At 73.7% G+C, this 14,893-nt stretch carries 8 protein-coding genes and 1 pseudogene; 1 reads left to right on the top strand and 8 read right to left on the bottom strand.

Going from position 1 to position 14,893, the window contains the following annotated elements; all coding sequences use genetic code 11:
* The 6 genes and pseudogenes from ADL05_RS22450 to eccD form a co-directional block, all read right to left on the bottom strand.
* Positions 1-1,875 (bottom strand): annotated as a pseudogene (locus ADL05_RS22450) (hypothetical protein); the annotation flags it as partial.
* Between the two features lie 61 nt (positions 1,876-1,936).
* Entirely contained in the window at positions 1,937-4,615 is a 2,679-nt protein-coding gene (locus ADL05_RS30705; RefSeq protein WP_053618986.1) for a hypothetical protein, read from the bottom strand.
* 227 nt (positions 4,616-4,842) lie between these two features.
* Complete coding sequence (locus ADL05_RS22460) at positions 4,843-5,139, bottom strand: WXG100 family type VII secretion target (protein ID WP_053618987.1); 297 nt, start codon at positions 5,137-5,139, stop codon at positions 4,843-4,845.
* 82 nt (positions 5,140-5,221) lie between these two features.
* On the bottom strand, positions 5,222-5,557 hold the full coding sequence (locus ADL05_RS22465) for a WXG100 family type VII secretion target (RefSeq protein WP_053618988.1): 336 nt from the start codon (positions 5,555-5,557) through the stop codon (positions 5,222-5,224).
* Positions 5,558-5,637: 80 nt separating this feature from the next.
* Positions 5,638-7,083, bottom strand: coding sequence for a type VII secretion protein EccB (gene eccB / locus ADL05_RS22470; RefSeq protein WP_053618989.1), 1,446 nt, complete (start codon positions 7,081-7,083; stop codon positions 5,638-5,640).
* Position 7,084: 1 nt separating this feature from the next.
* The gene (eccD, locus tag ADL05_RS22475) at positions 7,085-8,485 is read right to left on the bottom strand and encodes a type VII secretion integral membrane protein EccD (protein ID WP_082376770.1); all 1,401 of its coding nucleotides are present in this window, start codon (positions 8,483-8,485) and stop codon (positions 7,085-7,087) included.
* Between the two features lie 210 nt (positions 8,486-8,695).
* Between eccD and eccCa the strand changes: the two genes are divergently transcribed.
* Positions 8,696-12,658, top strand: a complete 3,963-nt coding sequence (gene eccCa, locus ADL05_RS22480; protein ID WP_053618991.1) for a type VII secretion protein EccCa — start codon at positions 8,696-8,698, stop codon at positions 12,656-12,658.
* 280 nt (positions 12,659-12,938) lie between these two features.
* Here the strand turns inward: eccCa and ADL05_RS22485 are convergent, their stop codons facing one another.
* Positions 12,939-14,288, bottom strand: coding sequence for a S8 family serine peptidase (locus ADL05_RS22485; protein WP_231640868.1), 1,350 nt, complete (start codon positions 14,286-14,288; stop codon positions 12,939-12,941).
* 220 nt (positions 14,289-14,508) lie between these two features.
* A complete protein-coding gene (locus ADL05_RS22490) occupies positions 14,509-14,862 on the bottom strand; it encodes a hypothetical protein (RefSeq protein ID WP_053618992.1) in 354 nt (117 codons plus the stop codon).
* Positions 14,863-14,893 lie beyond the last annotated feature (31 nt).

Below are 14,893 nucleotides of genomic sequence, written 5' to 3' on the forward strand. Positions count from 1 at the left end.
GGTCTCGGGGTTGATGGGTAGCCCGGTGGCGGGGTCGGTCTCCAGGCGGGTGCCGTCCTGGCCGGGTGGGACGGGTTCGCCGGTGACGGGGTCGATGGGTAGGGCTTGGCCGGTGTCCGGGTCGTAGTTGATCGGTAGGCCGGTGTCGGGGCTGTAGGGGAGCCCGGTGCCGGGGTCGACGGGGAACGGTTCCCCGGTGTCCGGGTTGATCGGCAGCCCGGTGGCCGGATCGAGGTCCAGACCGGTGGAGCCCGGGAAGTTCGTCCCCTGCCCCGGCGGTCGCTGACGGGAGCCGCCGTCGGACCCCGCCCCCGAACCCGGCCCGTTCAGCAGGGGAGGGGGCACGAATCCGTTGCCCAGCCCGTCGCCGCCGGCGCCGAAATCGGTGTTCAGCGGGGGAGGGGCGGGGGCGCCCTGCCCGTCCGGCGCGCCGGATCCGGGGCCGCCGCCCGTGCCGTCGCCGAAGGGGTTCCCGAGCCCGTCGCCGCCGGCGGCGAAGTTGGTGTTCAGCGGCGGACCGGAGCCCACCGTGCCCGGCGGGCCGTCGCCGAACAGGTCGTCGTTGCCGCCGCCCGACTCGAAGTTGGTGTCCAGCGGGGGAGGCACGTACTCCTCGTTCCCGCCTCCGGGACCGTCGCCACCGCCGAACAGCTCCTCCATCCAGTCGGGCGTGCCGTCACCGTCGCTGTCGGTCCCGCCCTCGGGGCCGCCCGCGCCCTCGGGTCCACCGTCTCCCCCGGGGCCGTCGCCGGGGCCGTCGTCACCGTAGAGGTCCCGCAGCCAGTCGGGGATGTCGTCCCCGCCGCCCCCACCACCGGGTCCGTCCTCGTCGTAGAGGTCCTGCAGCCAGTCCGGGACACCGTCGCCGTCCTCGTCGCCGCCGCCCGAGCCGCCGCCGGAGGCTGCGGGCGGGTCGAAGCCCGGAGGCAGGCCCCCCACCGGTTCGCGGATCGGCAGCAGGTCGGTCGCGACGTTCTGGTAGTGGCTCGCCATGGTGGTGTACAGGTCGTTCGCCGCGGTGAACACCGGGTCGTAGGCGTTCTTCCAGCGCAGTTTCAGCTCGGCGTTGATGTTGTGGTCGGTGATGGAGTCGCCGACGATTCCGCGCACCGGCGGATCCGCGTGGTAGAGGACGGAGAACTGGCTGCGATCGGCGTTGTACTCCTCCGACCCGGCGGCCAGGTTGAAGTACCAGTTGTCGATCGTCTGCTTGATCGTGGCGTTGGGGCTCTGCCAGGCCTCGTTGACCGCGGTGACCAACGCGTTGATCTTGGACAGGAGCGGTCCCCGAAGGTCGTTGACCCCGTTGTGGAACCGGTCGAGCTGCACGCTCAGGTCCGCCAGGCGCTTGGCCAGGTCGTAGATGCGTGCGGCGAAGACCCCGGCGGCCGATCCGCGCATCGCGCTGTCCGGGACGTCGATCCCCGCGTAGGCCTTGAGCAGACCGGCGTCCTTGTCGCCGACGTAGTCCTGAAGGAAGTCGTCCAGGGCGGCGGCGTTCACGGAGACGTCCCAGATCGTGGACTGGTCGTAGGTCGTCGACGCGTTGGCTCCCGACGCCATCGCCGCCACGTCGGTCAGGCTCTTGAGGGCCTTCTGGAACTTGGCCTCGGGGGAGTCGTCGCCGGTCCAGAGCTGGTCCTGCATCTTGTAGCCCGCGTAGTCCCACCCGTAGTCGTCGTAGTAGCGCCACCACCGGTCGACGTTCTTGTAGTCGAAGCCCTTGAAGAAGTGGTCGTCTTCCCAGAAGTGGTACCGGCCGAGGTCGAGCCAGGGCGGCTCCAGGATCGTGTCCACCGACGGCATCGGGGGGTGGGCTCCCTCCGACCCCTCGGCATCGGCGAAGATGTTCATGATCTCGTGGAACTCCGGCACCGGCTTCTCACTCCTCCTCTGTGTCGGTCAACGTGCGGGTGCGGCCAGGACACGGGCCCGGTTAGTCCTCGTCCTCGCCGTCGTCCTCGTCCTCGCCGTCGTCCTCGTCTTCGCCGGTGTCCTCGTCCTCGTCCGGAACGGGTCCTCCGTACGGATTTCCGCTGCCCCCGCCTCCCGAGCCGGCGGACACCGAGGGTTCGCCGAGGATCGACAGCAGTTCCTGTGCGGTGAGGTCCTGGTCGTCCTCGAGGTCGATGAACACGGTGAGGTTCTCGTGCAGCCGGTCGGAGACCACGATGAGTTCCGACTCCAGGTCCGTCATGATCCCGTGCAGCGTGGTCAGGGACGTGTCGATCTCGGTGGCCAGGGTGTCGGCGATGGGCAGGTGGGCGCCGTTGCCGATGAGGATGAAGTGGCCTTCGGGTTCTCCCGCGTAGGCGGAGAAACGGGTGACCTCCTGGCTCACCCTCTCCTGGAGGGGCAGGAGGAAGTCCTTGTGGAACTGCTTGATCCGGTCGAAGTCGATCGCGGTGACGTCGTCGTCGCCTCCGCCTCCGCCGCCGGAACCGTCCCCGTTTCCGTTCCCGTTGCCTCCCTCGCCGTCCTCCGTGTCCTCGTCTTCGTCGTCGCCCGGATCCCCGTCGCCGTCGCCGTCGTCACCGTCCTCCTCGTCGCCGTCCGGGTCTCCGCTGCCCTCGTCCTCGTCTTCCTCTCCGCTGCCTCCGCCCTCGCCCTCTTCCTCGCCTTCGCCCTCGCCGTTGCCCTCTTCCGCGTCCGGGTCCCCGTCGCCCCCGCTGCCGGGCTCCTCCTGCTCGTCCTCCTCGTCTCCACCGCCGGTTTCCTCGCCCTCGTCCTCCTCCCCGGAACCGTCGGTCTGCACGGGAGGGATTCCGGCCCCCTGCGTGGGTACCGGGTCGGTCGTGGTCCCGGACGGGTCGTGCTTCGCGGGATCCAGGCGGTAGAACTGCTGCTCCTCCTCCGGAGCCCCGTCGACGAGTGGGTCGCCGGGGCCGCCGGGGTCGTCGGGGCCGTCGGTCGTGGCCGAGAAGTGCGGCGCCTCCGTGCGCTCCCCGCTCTGGTCGCCGCCCCCCGAGCCGACCGGGGTGAGGGAGGCGTCGGGGTCGAGGACCGGTTCGTTCCTGGGACCGCTGCCCACCGGTCCCTCCGTGACGGGGACCGACTCGACGGGGGCGAGGGAGAGGTCCGAGCCCGGAAGCGCGTCGTTCCCAGCGCCGATGCCCGGGTCCTCCTCGGTGCTGTTCACCGCCTCGTGCTCCGTGGCGGGCTGGGAGGGCTGCACGGGCGTGAGCGGCTGGGCGGGCTGGAACGGTGTCGGGGGCTGGCCGGGCTGGCGACCGGTGGGGTCGGACGAGCCGGGGCTCCAGGGATCGGGACGCCCGTCGGGGTGGTCGCCGGACCGGCCGTCCTCGCCCGGGCGGTCCTTCGGCGCCTCGGAGGGGCCCTCCCCGCCGGGCGTCCTGTCACCGGCGTGAACCGGGTCGCCCTCGTGGCCGGTCCCGTCGTCGACGGGCTCATCGATCGTGATGACACCGGTCTCGGGGTCGACCTCGACCACACCGTCGCCGGGGTCGATGGTGATCGTGTCGGTCTCGGGGTCGATCTCGATCCGCAGGTCGCCGACCTCGATGGTGATGACGCCGGTCTCGGGGTCCACGGAGATCTCCGCGGACCCGTCTGCGTGATCCTCGGCGTCCTCGTCGTCCCCGTCGGTCTCGTCGCTTCCGGTCCGGTCGCCGGTCTCGTCCTCGCCGGATCCGTTCCCGTCCCGCTTCCCGGTCTCGTCGTCGGGCGACTCCTCGCCGGAGGTCCGGGTGGAGATCGTGATGGTCCCGGTCTCGGGGTCCACGGTGATCTCGGCCGACCCGTCGCCCTCCGTGTCCTCCTCGTGCGACTCCTCGCCCGCCGGAGTGTCGTCGGACTCCTCGTCCGTGGTCTGGGTGAGGACCGTGATGGATCCGGTCTCCGGATCGATCGTGACGGTGGTGGAGCCGCCGTCGCCCCCGCCGTCCGCGCCGGTCCGATCGTTCCCCTCGCCTTCGCTGTCACCCTCGCCGTCGCCCTCCGACTCGGTCCGGGTCGCCGCGAGCGACACGTTCCGCGCCTCCACCGCCTCCACCGGCTCGGCCGGGACGGTGGGCCGCAGGGCGGCCAGGTGCTCCGCCGGGACCCCCGGCTCGGCGGGCACGTGTGCCTCCTCCGTGACCCGGGCGAAGACCGCGTCCCCGGTCCCGTCCGGAGGGGAGGAGACGTCGCCTTCGGCGGGCGTCTGCACGCGGACGCGCTCGGCCACGGCGGGCAGCTCGGTCGGGGCGTCGCGCTCCGGGACCGGGGACGACTCGGTGGGCACGTCCGAACCCCGCGCCTGGAGGGTGATCCGGCCGGTGCCCTCGTCCACGTCGACCTCGGTCCCCGCCGGGTCGATGACCACCTGATCCGTTCGCGGATCGACCGTGACCGACCCCTGGTGCGAACCGTTGAGGATGCTGATCAGGCCCGTCGCCGGGTCGATGGTGAGCGGTCCGCCGTCACCGCGCGGCGCCGTGCCCTCGGGGCGCCCCTGAGCGGCCAGGAGAAGGGCCTCCTCCTCGGTCTCCGCGGGCTCCTCCCGGTCGGACGTGTACAGGACGGCGTCCCGGACGACGTTCACGTCCTCCTCCTGAGGCGGCACGGAGCCCAGGAGGGCGGCGCGGAAGTCCAGGGGTTCGGACGGCTCGGACACGGGGGCTCCTCGGGCGCGTGCGGTCGGCGGGCTCGTTCGGTGCCACGGGGCACAGGGTGTGCGGCCGCGGCGATGGTCGGGGCGGTTCCGCGGCCGGGTCGGTCACCGCGTCCGACGGGGATCGGGCGGCGGTCAGGTCCGCGGTCGGGCCGGTGATGGCGTCGGAGCGGGCCGGGGCGGGCGGTCCAGGGGCCGCCCGCCCCGGAGGGGGTGCGGTGGGCGGGCCGCTACATCAGCGAGGCCCACTCCATCGCCTCGCGGCTGTCGGTCCCGGCGTAGTTGTTGCGGATGGTGTTCAGCGCGAACTCGGCCTTGCCCAGCAGGGTGCGCATGTCCTCGACGTTCATCCGCCAGCTGCGGACCTTGGCGTCGTAGTTGTCGGCCGTGGCGCCTTCGAGGTCGGCCTTGACGGGCTGCATCTGGGCGTCCAGGTTCTCGATGGCGCGCGCGACGGTGTCGGTCTGGACGCGCAGGGCCTGCGTCGCCTCGTCGACGTACCCGTAGCTGACGTCGAATCCGTTCATGGGGCTTTCCCTTCCATGGGAGTCGGCTGGTGCGGCTGGTGCGGCCGGTTCGGGCACGCGGGCCGCGCACCGGCGACGGGTCTCAGTTCACGCCGGGCTGGTTCGGGTTGAGGTCGGCCATCCACCGGGAGCCCTCCAGGAGGTTGGCGTCCTCGGTCGAGTGCATCGCGTTCACGGTGCCGCCGAACGTGCCGATCATCTGGTTCATGTCGTTGGTGATGAGCCGCAGCTCCTCCAGCCACCCGACCAGGGCCTCGCTGTACTTGTTGGCCGCGGCGCCGTGCCAGGAGGAGCGCAGGACGTCACGGGTGCTGTCGACCTGGGTGTAGACGTTGTTGCAGGTGGTGTGGGCCTCGGTCATCGCTTCCTGCGCGAGTCGGTTGGCCTCGTCTGTGTTGCGTGTCCTGGGATCCGGCATGGGCTGCTTCCTTCGCTCCTCGGGGTGGCGCGGCCGGCCGCCTCGGTGGCGGACGGCCCGGCGTTGGGTTCACGTGGTGGTCAGGGGCACTCCGCGGTCTCGGACGGCACGGAGGGCGTGAGGGGGCGCGCGGCGGCGTCGGGGTGCAGGAGCGGCCCGGTGGGCACCAGCCGCAGCAGCGGTGTGGGCACCTCCGCCGCCGCTGCGGCGGTCAGGCCGAGCCCGGCCAGGACCTCGGTGTCCGCCACGGGGTACTTGGCGGCCGCGTCGGTGACCACGTAGTGGGTGGGGGTGCCCGTGCCACCGCCCACCGGCCGGGCCCGCACCACGGATCCGCCCCCGGAGGGGATGCCGATCAGGTCGGGCGTCGGGCAGCCGGGGGCGATGGCGGGAACCTCCTGGACCGGCCGCGCCTGCACCGATCCGGGATCGTCCATGGTCAGGGACAGCGTGCCGCCGTCGCCGAGCCGCAGGCAGGGGACCTGGCCGCCGCCCGGACGGAGTTCGGGCGGGGCGTCGGGGGTGCGCGCGGTCCCGTCACCGGCGACCTCGCCGCCCGCCACCAGGTGGCCGTGCGCCTCCCCGGCCGGGATCGCGATCGCCTCCGGAGCGGTGTCGGGGTAGGCGGCCGCGCTGGTCTCGGGATCGGCCAGCAGGAGCAGGGCCTGGGTCAGCGTCAGCGGGGCCAGCCCGTCCGGGGTCAGGAGGTAGTGCTGGTCCGGCCGGTCGGGGGTGGAGACGGCGAACACCTGGCCGATCCGGCGCGGGGCGCCGGCCAGCGTGGGCCCGGCGGATCCGGCCTCCGGTACCTCCTGGGCGGCGAGGTCGGGCGCGGTGGGCACGGCGTCCAGGAACGCGCCCGCGACCTCGTAGGCGGGGCTGGTCCCGTACCCGAGCGCCTGGAGCGCCCCGCCGTCCTCGTCCAGCCGGAGCCGGGTGCCCCGCCAGAGCAGGTGGCGCTCGCCGTCGGGGCCCGCGACCAGGACCGCCTCGCCGTCGGCCGGGGGCGAGGGGTCCGGTGCCGCGCCGATGGTCAGCGCGGTCCGGGGTCGCTCGTCGCCCTGCGCGGGCAGCGCGCACAGCCGCCACACCGCGGAGGCGGCCGGGTCGGCGGGCAGTGAGTCGGGGGCGCCGGGGATGCCGACCGGGCCGCCCACGGGTACCCCTTCGAGCGACCCGGCGGACACCAGGGACACGTTCGCGTCCGGGCCCTGGATCAGGCGGGCGGAGGCGTAGTTGGCGACGGGGCGCAGCGTGCCGTCCGAGTACAGGTAGGAGGCGCCGGTGTCCTTGTCGATGACCAGCCGTCCCTCCTGGCGCCAGGTGCTGGCGCCGCCGGGGAAGATCAGGCCGAAGACCAGGAAGCCGACGCACACCAGCGCGCCGATGGCGACACCGACGTAGGTGCCGGTGCGGGTGCGGCGCATGGGGGCGTCGACCGCGTCGGGGTCGGCCTCCAGCATCGCCGTGCCCAGGCGCCCCACGGTGAAGGTGTGCGCCATGACACGGTCGCGGCGTGACTGCATCTCACCCGCCGATCGAGCGCAGGGCGCCGAAGACGCCGAAACCGGCCAGGACGAGGGAGAAGACCGCCACGCACAGCAGGAGCTGGATGATCTCGGCGGCCCTGCCCCAGTGCGGCAGCTGACGGCGTCCGGGGACCGACCACGAGACGAGCGCCAGGAGCGTGGTGACGGCGAAGAGCGCGAGCAGGGCCAGCGAGCGCGGCACGGGGGCGGCCGTCAGCGCCGTGTCCAGCGCCAGCGCGGTGAGGCCGATCCAGGCCGGGGCGACCATGGCCACGCGCTGCCAGGCACCGGCGAGGCCGCGCGTCTGTAGCAGCATGACCAGGGACACGATGACGCACATCGTCACCGCGACCCAGCCGGTCGACACGGCCAGCACGACCAGGCACACGGTGAGCACCGCGCCGGTCGACGCGTACAGGGCGGTCTGGAAGCGGTCGGCCAGGTGGGTGCGGTCCAGGACGGCGCGGGCGGGGAAGGGCTCGATGCCCTCCTGGAGCTGTTCGGGGTTGGCGGGCAGCGGGGGCAGCCGCAGTCCGGCGAGGCGGAACGCCAGCTGCGGGGCGAACGTGCCGGTGAGCAGGCCGACCAGGGCGATCAGGCCCGCCACAGCCGCCACGGAGGCGCCCGGCAGGAACATCAGCGCCAGGGCGCCCAGCAGCACGAGCACCTCGGCGGTGAACAGCCCGGTGAAGAAGGGCACCGACCCGGCCACGGCCGCCACGCCCAGCACGGTGGCCCCCGCGGCGCACATCGCCCCGGTGAGCAGGACCGCGCCGAGCAGGCCCGTGCCCGGCTCGCCGGTGGGGACCGCGGCCCCGGCCAGGGCCATGTACAGGGTCGCCATCGCGGCGAGCCCGGTGGCCGCGGGCAGGTCGCCCATCGCCCGGGAGGCCGCCCACGCCGACAGCAGCATCAGGACCGCCGAGGAGGCGGCGGTCAGCGCGGTGAGCCCGCCGGAGCCGCCGGCGGCCAGGACCACCAGGCCGGTGAGCAGGACCAGCAGGCCCAGGCACTGGAGCAGGCCCCGGGTGAAGGCGGGGCGCCAGCGGTCGGGGCGCTCGGCCATGCCCGTGGCGACCCCGTCGGTGAGGTCGTCGAAGTGGATGGGCGGCAGCTGGTCCCGGCGGGGGCGCAGGTACAGCGTCTCGCCGTGGCACAGGCCGAGCGACCTGATGGTCTCGTCCTCCTCGAACGGCTCGTCGCCGAGCTGTTGCAGCACCCAGCCGTCGTGTTCGAGTCCGCTCTCGTCGAGGTCCTCGCCGTTGTCGCCCTCGGCGTAGAGCACGAAGGTCGGCAGCAGCTCGGACAGGGGGACCTCGGACGGCGCGGCGATCTCGAAGGACCTGCTGGGGGCGCGGATGAGCAGGCGGCACAGGTCCGCGGCGGCAGGATCGTTCATCGGATTCCCACCCATTCGGGCGACTCGTTCTGGAGTGTGAGTGACCGTAACACCGGGTGACACTTTTTTGGAAGTGTGTGTGTTACGGCTCCTGCGGTTGTGATCTCGTGTGGCAACGATAGCGTTTGGTTGGCATCATGGGAACGGGTGAGCCCGTCCCGAGGGCCATTCCGGTCACCGCGTCCACCCGGTCAGGGAGGCACCCGCCCCGTGAGCACGATCCTCGTCCGCCGACCGCCCCGCCGCCCCGGCCCCGACCTGCCCAAGGGCGAGATCACCCTCCAGGAACCGCCCGAGCTGGCCGAACCGCAGTCGAGCATGTCCTCGGTGTTCATGTACCTGCCGATGGCGCTGACCTCGATGGCGATGATGATGCTCTTCATCCGCCCGGGCGGCGGTGGCGGCTCGGTCATGCCCTACGTCGCCGGCGGCATGATGCTCGTCGGCGCCGTGGCGATGCTCGGCGGCCAGTACCTGCGCACCCAGCTGGAGCGCCGGCGCAGGCTCAACGACGACCGGCGCGACTACCTGCGCTACCTCGGGCAGATGCGCGCCCGGCTGCGCGAGGTCGTCACCGAGCAGCGCGACGCCATGCTCTGGCGGGCGCCCCAGCCCGACGCCCTGTGGTCGGTCGTGCGGACCTCCCGGCTGTGGGAGCGGCGGGCCGACGACCCCGACTTCGCCGAGGTGCGTATCGGCGTGGGCGAGCAGGCGATGGCCATGGCCATCTCACCGGTCGCCTCCAAGCCCGTGGAGGACCTCGAACCCCTCACCGCGCACGCGCTGCGCCGGTTCATCCGCGCCTACGGCACCGTGGAGGACCAGCCCGTCCAGGTGTACCTGCGCGGCTACGCGCGGGTCTCGCTGCGCGGCGACACCGAGGCCTGCCGCGCCCTGGTCCGCGCCCTCCTCGGCCAGCTCACCGTCTTCCACGCGCACGACGAGCTGCGCGTGGCCGTGTGCGCCTCGGACGAGGCAAGGCCCGCGTGGGTGTGGACCAAGTGGCTGCCGCACGCCCAGCACCACTCCGCGCGCGACGGCGCCGGACCGGCGCGCCTGATCAGCGCCAACGCCCTGGATCTGGAACGGCTCATCGGCGACGACATGGCCGACCGCCCCCGCTACGACCCCTCAGCCGTCCCCGACCGCGAGGAGCCCTACACCGTCATCGTCGTCGACGGCGGCGAGGTGCCCGTCGGATCGCGCCTGCTCGGCGGCGGCTACCGCAACGCCGTCGTCATCGACGTGGCCGACCCCATGCCGCCCGACGACGACCCCTACACCCTCTCGCTGCGCGTGGAGGGGGACCGGCTCGTCATGCTCTCCCAGGACCACAGCGGGCGCTCCGTGGAGACCGCGCTAGGCCGGCCCGACTCCCTCGGCGCCACCCGGGCCACCAGCCTGGCCCGGCTCCTGGCCCCCTACCGGGTCAGCATGCAGGCCGAGGTCACCGAGCCGCTGACCACCGACTTCGAGCTGACCACCCTGGTCGGGATCCCCGACCTGCACGCCCACGACACCGAGCGCATGTGGAGCGATCTGCACCCCAAGAACCGGCTGCGCGTGCCCATCGGCATCACCGCGGAGGGGGCGCCGCTGGAGCTGGACCTCAAGGAGTCGGCCCTGGGCGGGATGGGACCGCACGGCATGCTGATCGGCGCCACCGGCTCCGGCAAGAGCGAGCTGCTGCGCACGCTCGTCCTGGCGCTGGCGATGACCCACTCCTCCGAGACGCTCAACTTCGTCCTCGTCGACTTCAAGGGCGGCGCCACCTTCATCGGCCTCGACGGGCTGCGGCACACCTCCGCCCTGATCACCAACCTGGCCGACGAGGCGATCCTGGTCGACCGCATGCAGGACGCCCTGCACGGCGAGCTCATCCGCCGCCAGGAACTGCTGCGCGCCGCCGGGAACTTCAGCTCCGTCCACGAGTACGAGCGCGCCCGCGAGGCCGACCCCTCCATGGACCCGCTGCCGACCCTGTTCGTGGTCGTCGACGAGTTCAGCGAGCTGCTGGCGGCCCACCGCGACTTCATGGACCTCTTCGTCATGATCGGCCGCCTCGGCCGCAGCCTCGGCGTGCACCTGCTGCTCGCCTCCCAGCGCCTGGACGAGGGCCGCACGCACCAGCTGGAGGGCCACCTGTCCTACCGGATCGCGCTGCGCACGTTCTCCGCCATCGAGAGCCGCGGCGTGCTCGGCGTCCCCGACGCCCACCAGCTCCCGTCCTCACCCGGAAACGGCTACCTCAAGACCGACACCGAGACGCTCATCCGCTTCAAGGCCGCCTACGTCTCCGGCGCCTACCGGGTGCGCCCGCGCGCGGCGCGGCGCCATGCCGTGGGCAGCGAGGTCGTGCCGTTCCTGGACGGGCCCGTCCCCCTGGCCGCCCCCGAACCCGAGGCGCCCGTCGAGGAGGAGGCCGAGGAGACCCCCGACACCCTGCTGGCGGTGGCCCTGGACCGGCTGCACGGGCACGGCCCCGCCGCCCGGGAGGTGTGGCTGCCGCCGCTGGACGTGCCGCCGCTGCTCGACGAGCTGCTGCGTATGGTGGGCGTCCGCCTGCCCGAGGGCGGCCTGGCCTGGACCGGCGCCGGACGGCTGAAGGTCCCGCTGGGCACGGTCGACCGGCCCTTCGAGCACACCCGCCTGCCGCTCACCGCCGACCTGACCGGCGCGGGCGGCCACGTGGGCATCGCGGGCGGCCCGCAGAGCGGCAAGAGCACCCTGCTCGCTTCGCTCATCCTCGGGCTGTCCGTGCTCAACACCCCCGCCCAGGTGCAGTTCTACGGCATCGACTGCGGCGGCGGCGTGCTCCAGACCCTCGGCGCCCTGCCGCACGTGGGCAGCGTCGCCGCGCGCACCGACGAACGGCGCATCAACCGCACCATCATGGAGATGCACGAGCTCATCACCAAGCGCGAGACGTTCTTCGCCGAGAACGGCATCGACTCGATGGCCACCTACCGCCGCCGCAGGGCCGCCGGCGAGTTCGCCGACCAGCCGCACGGCGACGTCTTCCTCGTCATCGACGGCTGGGGCACCATCCGCCAGGACCTCACCGACCTGGTCGCCCCCATCGTCCAGCTCGTCCAGCGCGGCCTCAACTACGGGCTGCACGTGGTGGTGGCGTCCCCGCGCTGGGCCGACTTCAACACCGGCGTGCGCGACCTGATGGGCACCAGGATCGAGCTGCGGCTGGGCGACCCGGTCGACTCGATGGTGCACATGCGCGTCGCCCAGACCGTCCCCCGCGTGCCCGGACGCGGGATCACCGAGGACAAGTACCACTTCCTCACCGGCCTGCCCCGGGCCGACGGCGACGCCGACCCGGTCACGCTCTCGGCCGGGGTCGCCGAGCTGATCGAGCGGATCCGCGACGCCTGGGACGGACCCGAGGCACCACCCGTGCGCACGCTCCCGCGCGTGCTGCACGCGGCGGACCTGCCCGCCTCCGAACTGACCCCCGGAGGAGGGCTGAAGGTCGCCCTGGGCCTGGAGAGCCGGCGGATGCGGCCGTTCTGGCACGACTTCTCCGCCACCCCGCACCTGATCGTGGTCGGCGACACCGAGACCGGCAAGACCACGCTGATCCGCCACATCACCAACGCCATCCGCGAGCACTACGGCGCCACCACCGCCCGGGTGGTCCTGGCCGACCAGCGGCGCCAGCTCTTCGACGCCGTCCCCAAGGAGATGCAGCTCGGCTACGCGGTCTCGGCCGAGAGCGTCAAGGAGATGATGGTCGCCGCCGCCCAGGCGATGAAGGCCCGGCTGCCCGGACCGGAGATCGAACCCGAGCGCATCCGCAAGCGCGACTGGTGGACGGGGCCGGAGCTGTTCCTGATCATCGACGACTTCGAGATGGTCGCCGGGAGCGGGCCCAGCCCCCTCGCGCCGCTGCTGCCGCTGCTCTCCCAAGGCGCGGAGATCGGGATGCACGTCATCCTCGTCCACGCGGCGGGCGGCTTCGCCCGGGCCTCGTCCGACCCCGTCATCCGCTCGCTCATCGACTTCAACACCCCGAGCATCATGCTGTCCTGCCCGCCGTCGGAGGGGATGCTGTTCGGCAACATCCGGGCGCGCACGATGCCGCCCGGCCGGGCGCTGTGGATCTCCCGGCGCGACCCCGTCGAGGTCCAGCTCGCCATCGCCGAGGGAGCCTCCGAGTAGGCGGAGGGCGGCTTCGGCCCGGCACGGGGCCGTCCGGGGCGGACACCGGGAGGCGGCCCCCGCCCCGGACGGTTCAGCCCGGTTCGGCCTGGTTTGCCCCGATGCGGGCCCCCGGCTTCGGTGCCCGCCCCGGTCCGGCACAGTCACCGGGAGCTGGCCCTCCTGCCGGGCGGGCAGCGGCCCAGGCGTGCGGCCTGACGCGAGGGCGGTTTCGGATGAGCGGGCGCGAGGCTCCTTCGGGAACTGGGTTCAGGAGTGCGGCCTGACGCGAGGGGCGGCGTCAGATGAGCGGGCGCGGGTCCTCCTCCGGCGTCACCCGCTCGCCCGGGGCGGCCGGGCGCCAGTTCCGGGTCCGGCCGTGGCGCAGCACCACCCCCGCGAGTGAGCACAGCACCACGACCAGCCCGGCGACGCCCACCACCGCCACGGTTCCGGGCACCTCCACCGATCCGCGCGGGGAGGGGTCCGGCACGAAGGGGTCGCCGACGACGCCCGCCGTCCCCGCCTCGGCGGCGGCGACCGGGTCGCCGGACAGCGCGCCCGGCGGGTCGATCCGCCCGCTGCCCACCACCGGGTCGCGCGGGCCCAGCGCGGAGCCGTAGGCGGTCGCCGTCAACCGCTCCCGGACCTGGGCCGGGCCCGCGTCCGGCTCGCGCGCGGCCAACAGAGCGGCCGTGCCCGCGACGAAGGCGGCGGCCACACCGTCGCCCCCGGCCGTGACGTGGCCCTCTCCGCCCGGCCCCACGCTCAGCACGCGGTCACCGGGTGCGGTGACGTCCACCCGCGCCAGCTCGCCGTTGAACCGGATCAGGGGCTCGGCCAGCACGGGCGCCCCCTCGGCGTCGTGCGCGGCCACGCTCAGGACCGCCGGATCCTGGGCCGGGTGGCCCGGCACCGGGCCCTCGGACGTGAGCACGGTGGCCGGAGCGACCACGAGCGCGCCCGCCTCCGTCGCCGAGGCGACCGCCTCGTCCAGGGCCTGCGAGCCCTCGACGGCCGCCGTGCCCACCAGCACGACCCGCGCGCCGGCGTCGACGGCGTCACCGATGCCCGAGGCGAGGCCGTCCGAAGAGACGATCCCCGTGTCCGGGTCTCCGACCGGGACGGGAATCACATCCGCCTCGGGTGCCACACCCACGAACCCGCTCCCGGGCAGGGGGCGGGCGGCCACGACCCCGGCCAGGAACGTGCCGTACCCGAGGCAGTCGGCGGAGGCGCCGTCCCCGACCGCGCCGGTCAGGGCGGGCACTCCGCCGTCCACCGCGGTGGCCAGGACCGCGACGGACACACCGCTCCCGCGGCTCAGCTCGTGGGCGCTCGCCAGCCCCAGGGCGGGGAACGTCCACGGGACCCGTTCCACGACGTCGGTACCGGGTTCGGCGCACGCGTCGTCGGCGCCCTTGAACTGGGTGATCTGGGGCAGCGCCGTCGGTTCGTCCGCCCACGCCGGTACGGGGGCGGCGACCGGGGCGAGAAGCGGCCCGCACACGAGGAGGGAGGCGGCGACCCCTCGCAGACGGCGGCGCACGAGGGCCGGAGACGCCGCGCGGCGCGGCCGTGGAGCGCGCGGGAGTCGGTGGTGGTCGGGGCGCTGCTGGTCCATGCCGGGTGTCTCTCCGTGCGTCGTCATCGGGGGTGGAGTGGGGTGGTGAGGGAGGGGGCCGTGGGAGATGAGGCGGTGATCGGTCGGGTGGGCGGAATGCGGCGGTGAGAGCTGCGGGCGGTTCGGGTGGGCCTGCGACAGGGGAGGCCGTGGTCGGTGGCGTGGTGAGGGGTGTGGCGGTGAGAGGTGGGGCCGTGGGTGCTCGGATGGTGCGAATGAGGGCGATGCGGGGCCGCGGGCGCCCGGGTCAGGACCGGGCGATCAGCTCCAGCGTCGCCAGGTCTGGGGCGGTCGAGACGACCGGGGCGGGTGCCCCGCCTCCGGTGTCCACCGGCTCCGCCGCCGCCCGGTCCAGGGCCCGCAGAGGGCTCAGCCCCTCGCCTCTGCGCTCGACGAGCCATCGGATCCAGTGGCCCTTGGCCGCCGCGCCCTCGGCCTCCGCGCGCCCGGCGGCGACGAAGGACGCGGCGTCGTCGGTCTCGGCGGCCCACAGGTACCCCAGCACGTCGGCGCCGTGTCCGCCGCCGCGGATCGGCAGGTACCGCACGGGGGCGGCCGTCACCGGGGAGTAGCTGCGCCGGTCGGTGGTGAACGGGGCCAACGGCCCCCATGTACGGGCACGATCCTCTCCG

The organism is Nocardiopsis sp. NRRL B-16309, from assembly GCF_001279585.1.
In the GTDB taxonomy this organism is placed as follows: Bacteria; Actinomycetota; Actinomycetes; order Streptosporangiales; family Streptosporangiaceae; genus Nocardiopsis.

Bases quoted from the DNA above. Each gene is read 5' to 3' on its own strand.
- ADL05_RS22460 (WP_053618987.1), bottom strand. From the start codon at position 5,139: ATGAACGGATTCGACGTCAGCTACGGGTACGTCGACGAGGCGACGCAG.
- ADL05_RS22465 (WP_053618988.1), bottom strand. From the start codon at position 5,557: ATGCCGGATCCCAGGACACGCAACACAGACGAGGCCAACCGACTCGCG.
- eccB (WP_053618989.1), bottom strand. From the start codon at position 7,083: ATGCAGTCACGCCGCGACCGTGTCATGGCGCACACCTTCACCGTGGGG.
- eccD (WP_082376770.1), bottom strand. From the start codon at position 8,485: ATGAACGATCCTGCCGCCGCGGACCTGTGCCGCCTGCTCATCCGCGCC.
- ADL05_RS22485 (WP_231640868.1), bottom strand. From the start codon at position 14,288: ATGACGACGCACGGAGAGACACCCGGCATGGACCAGCAGCGCCCCGAC.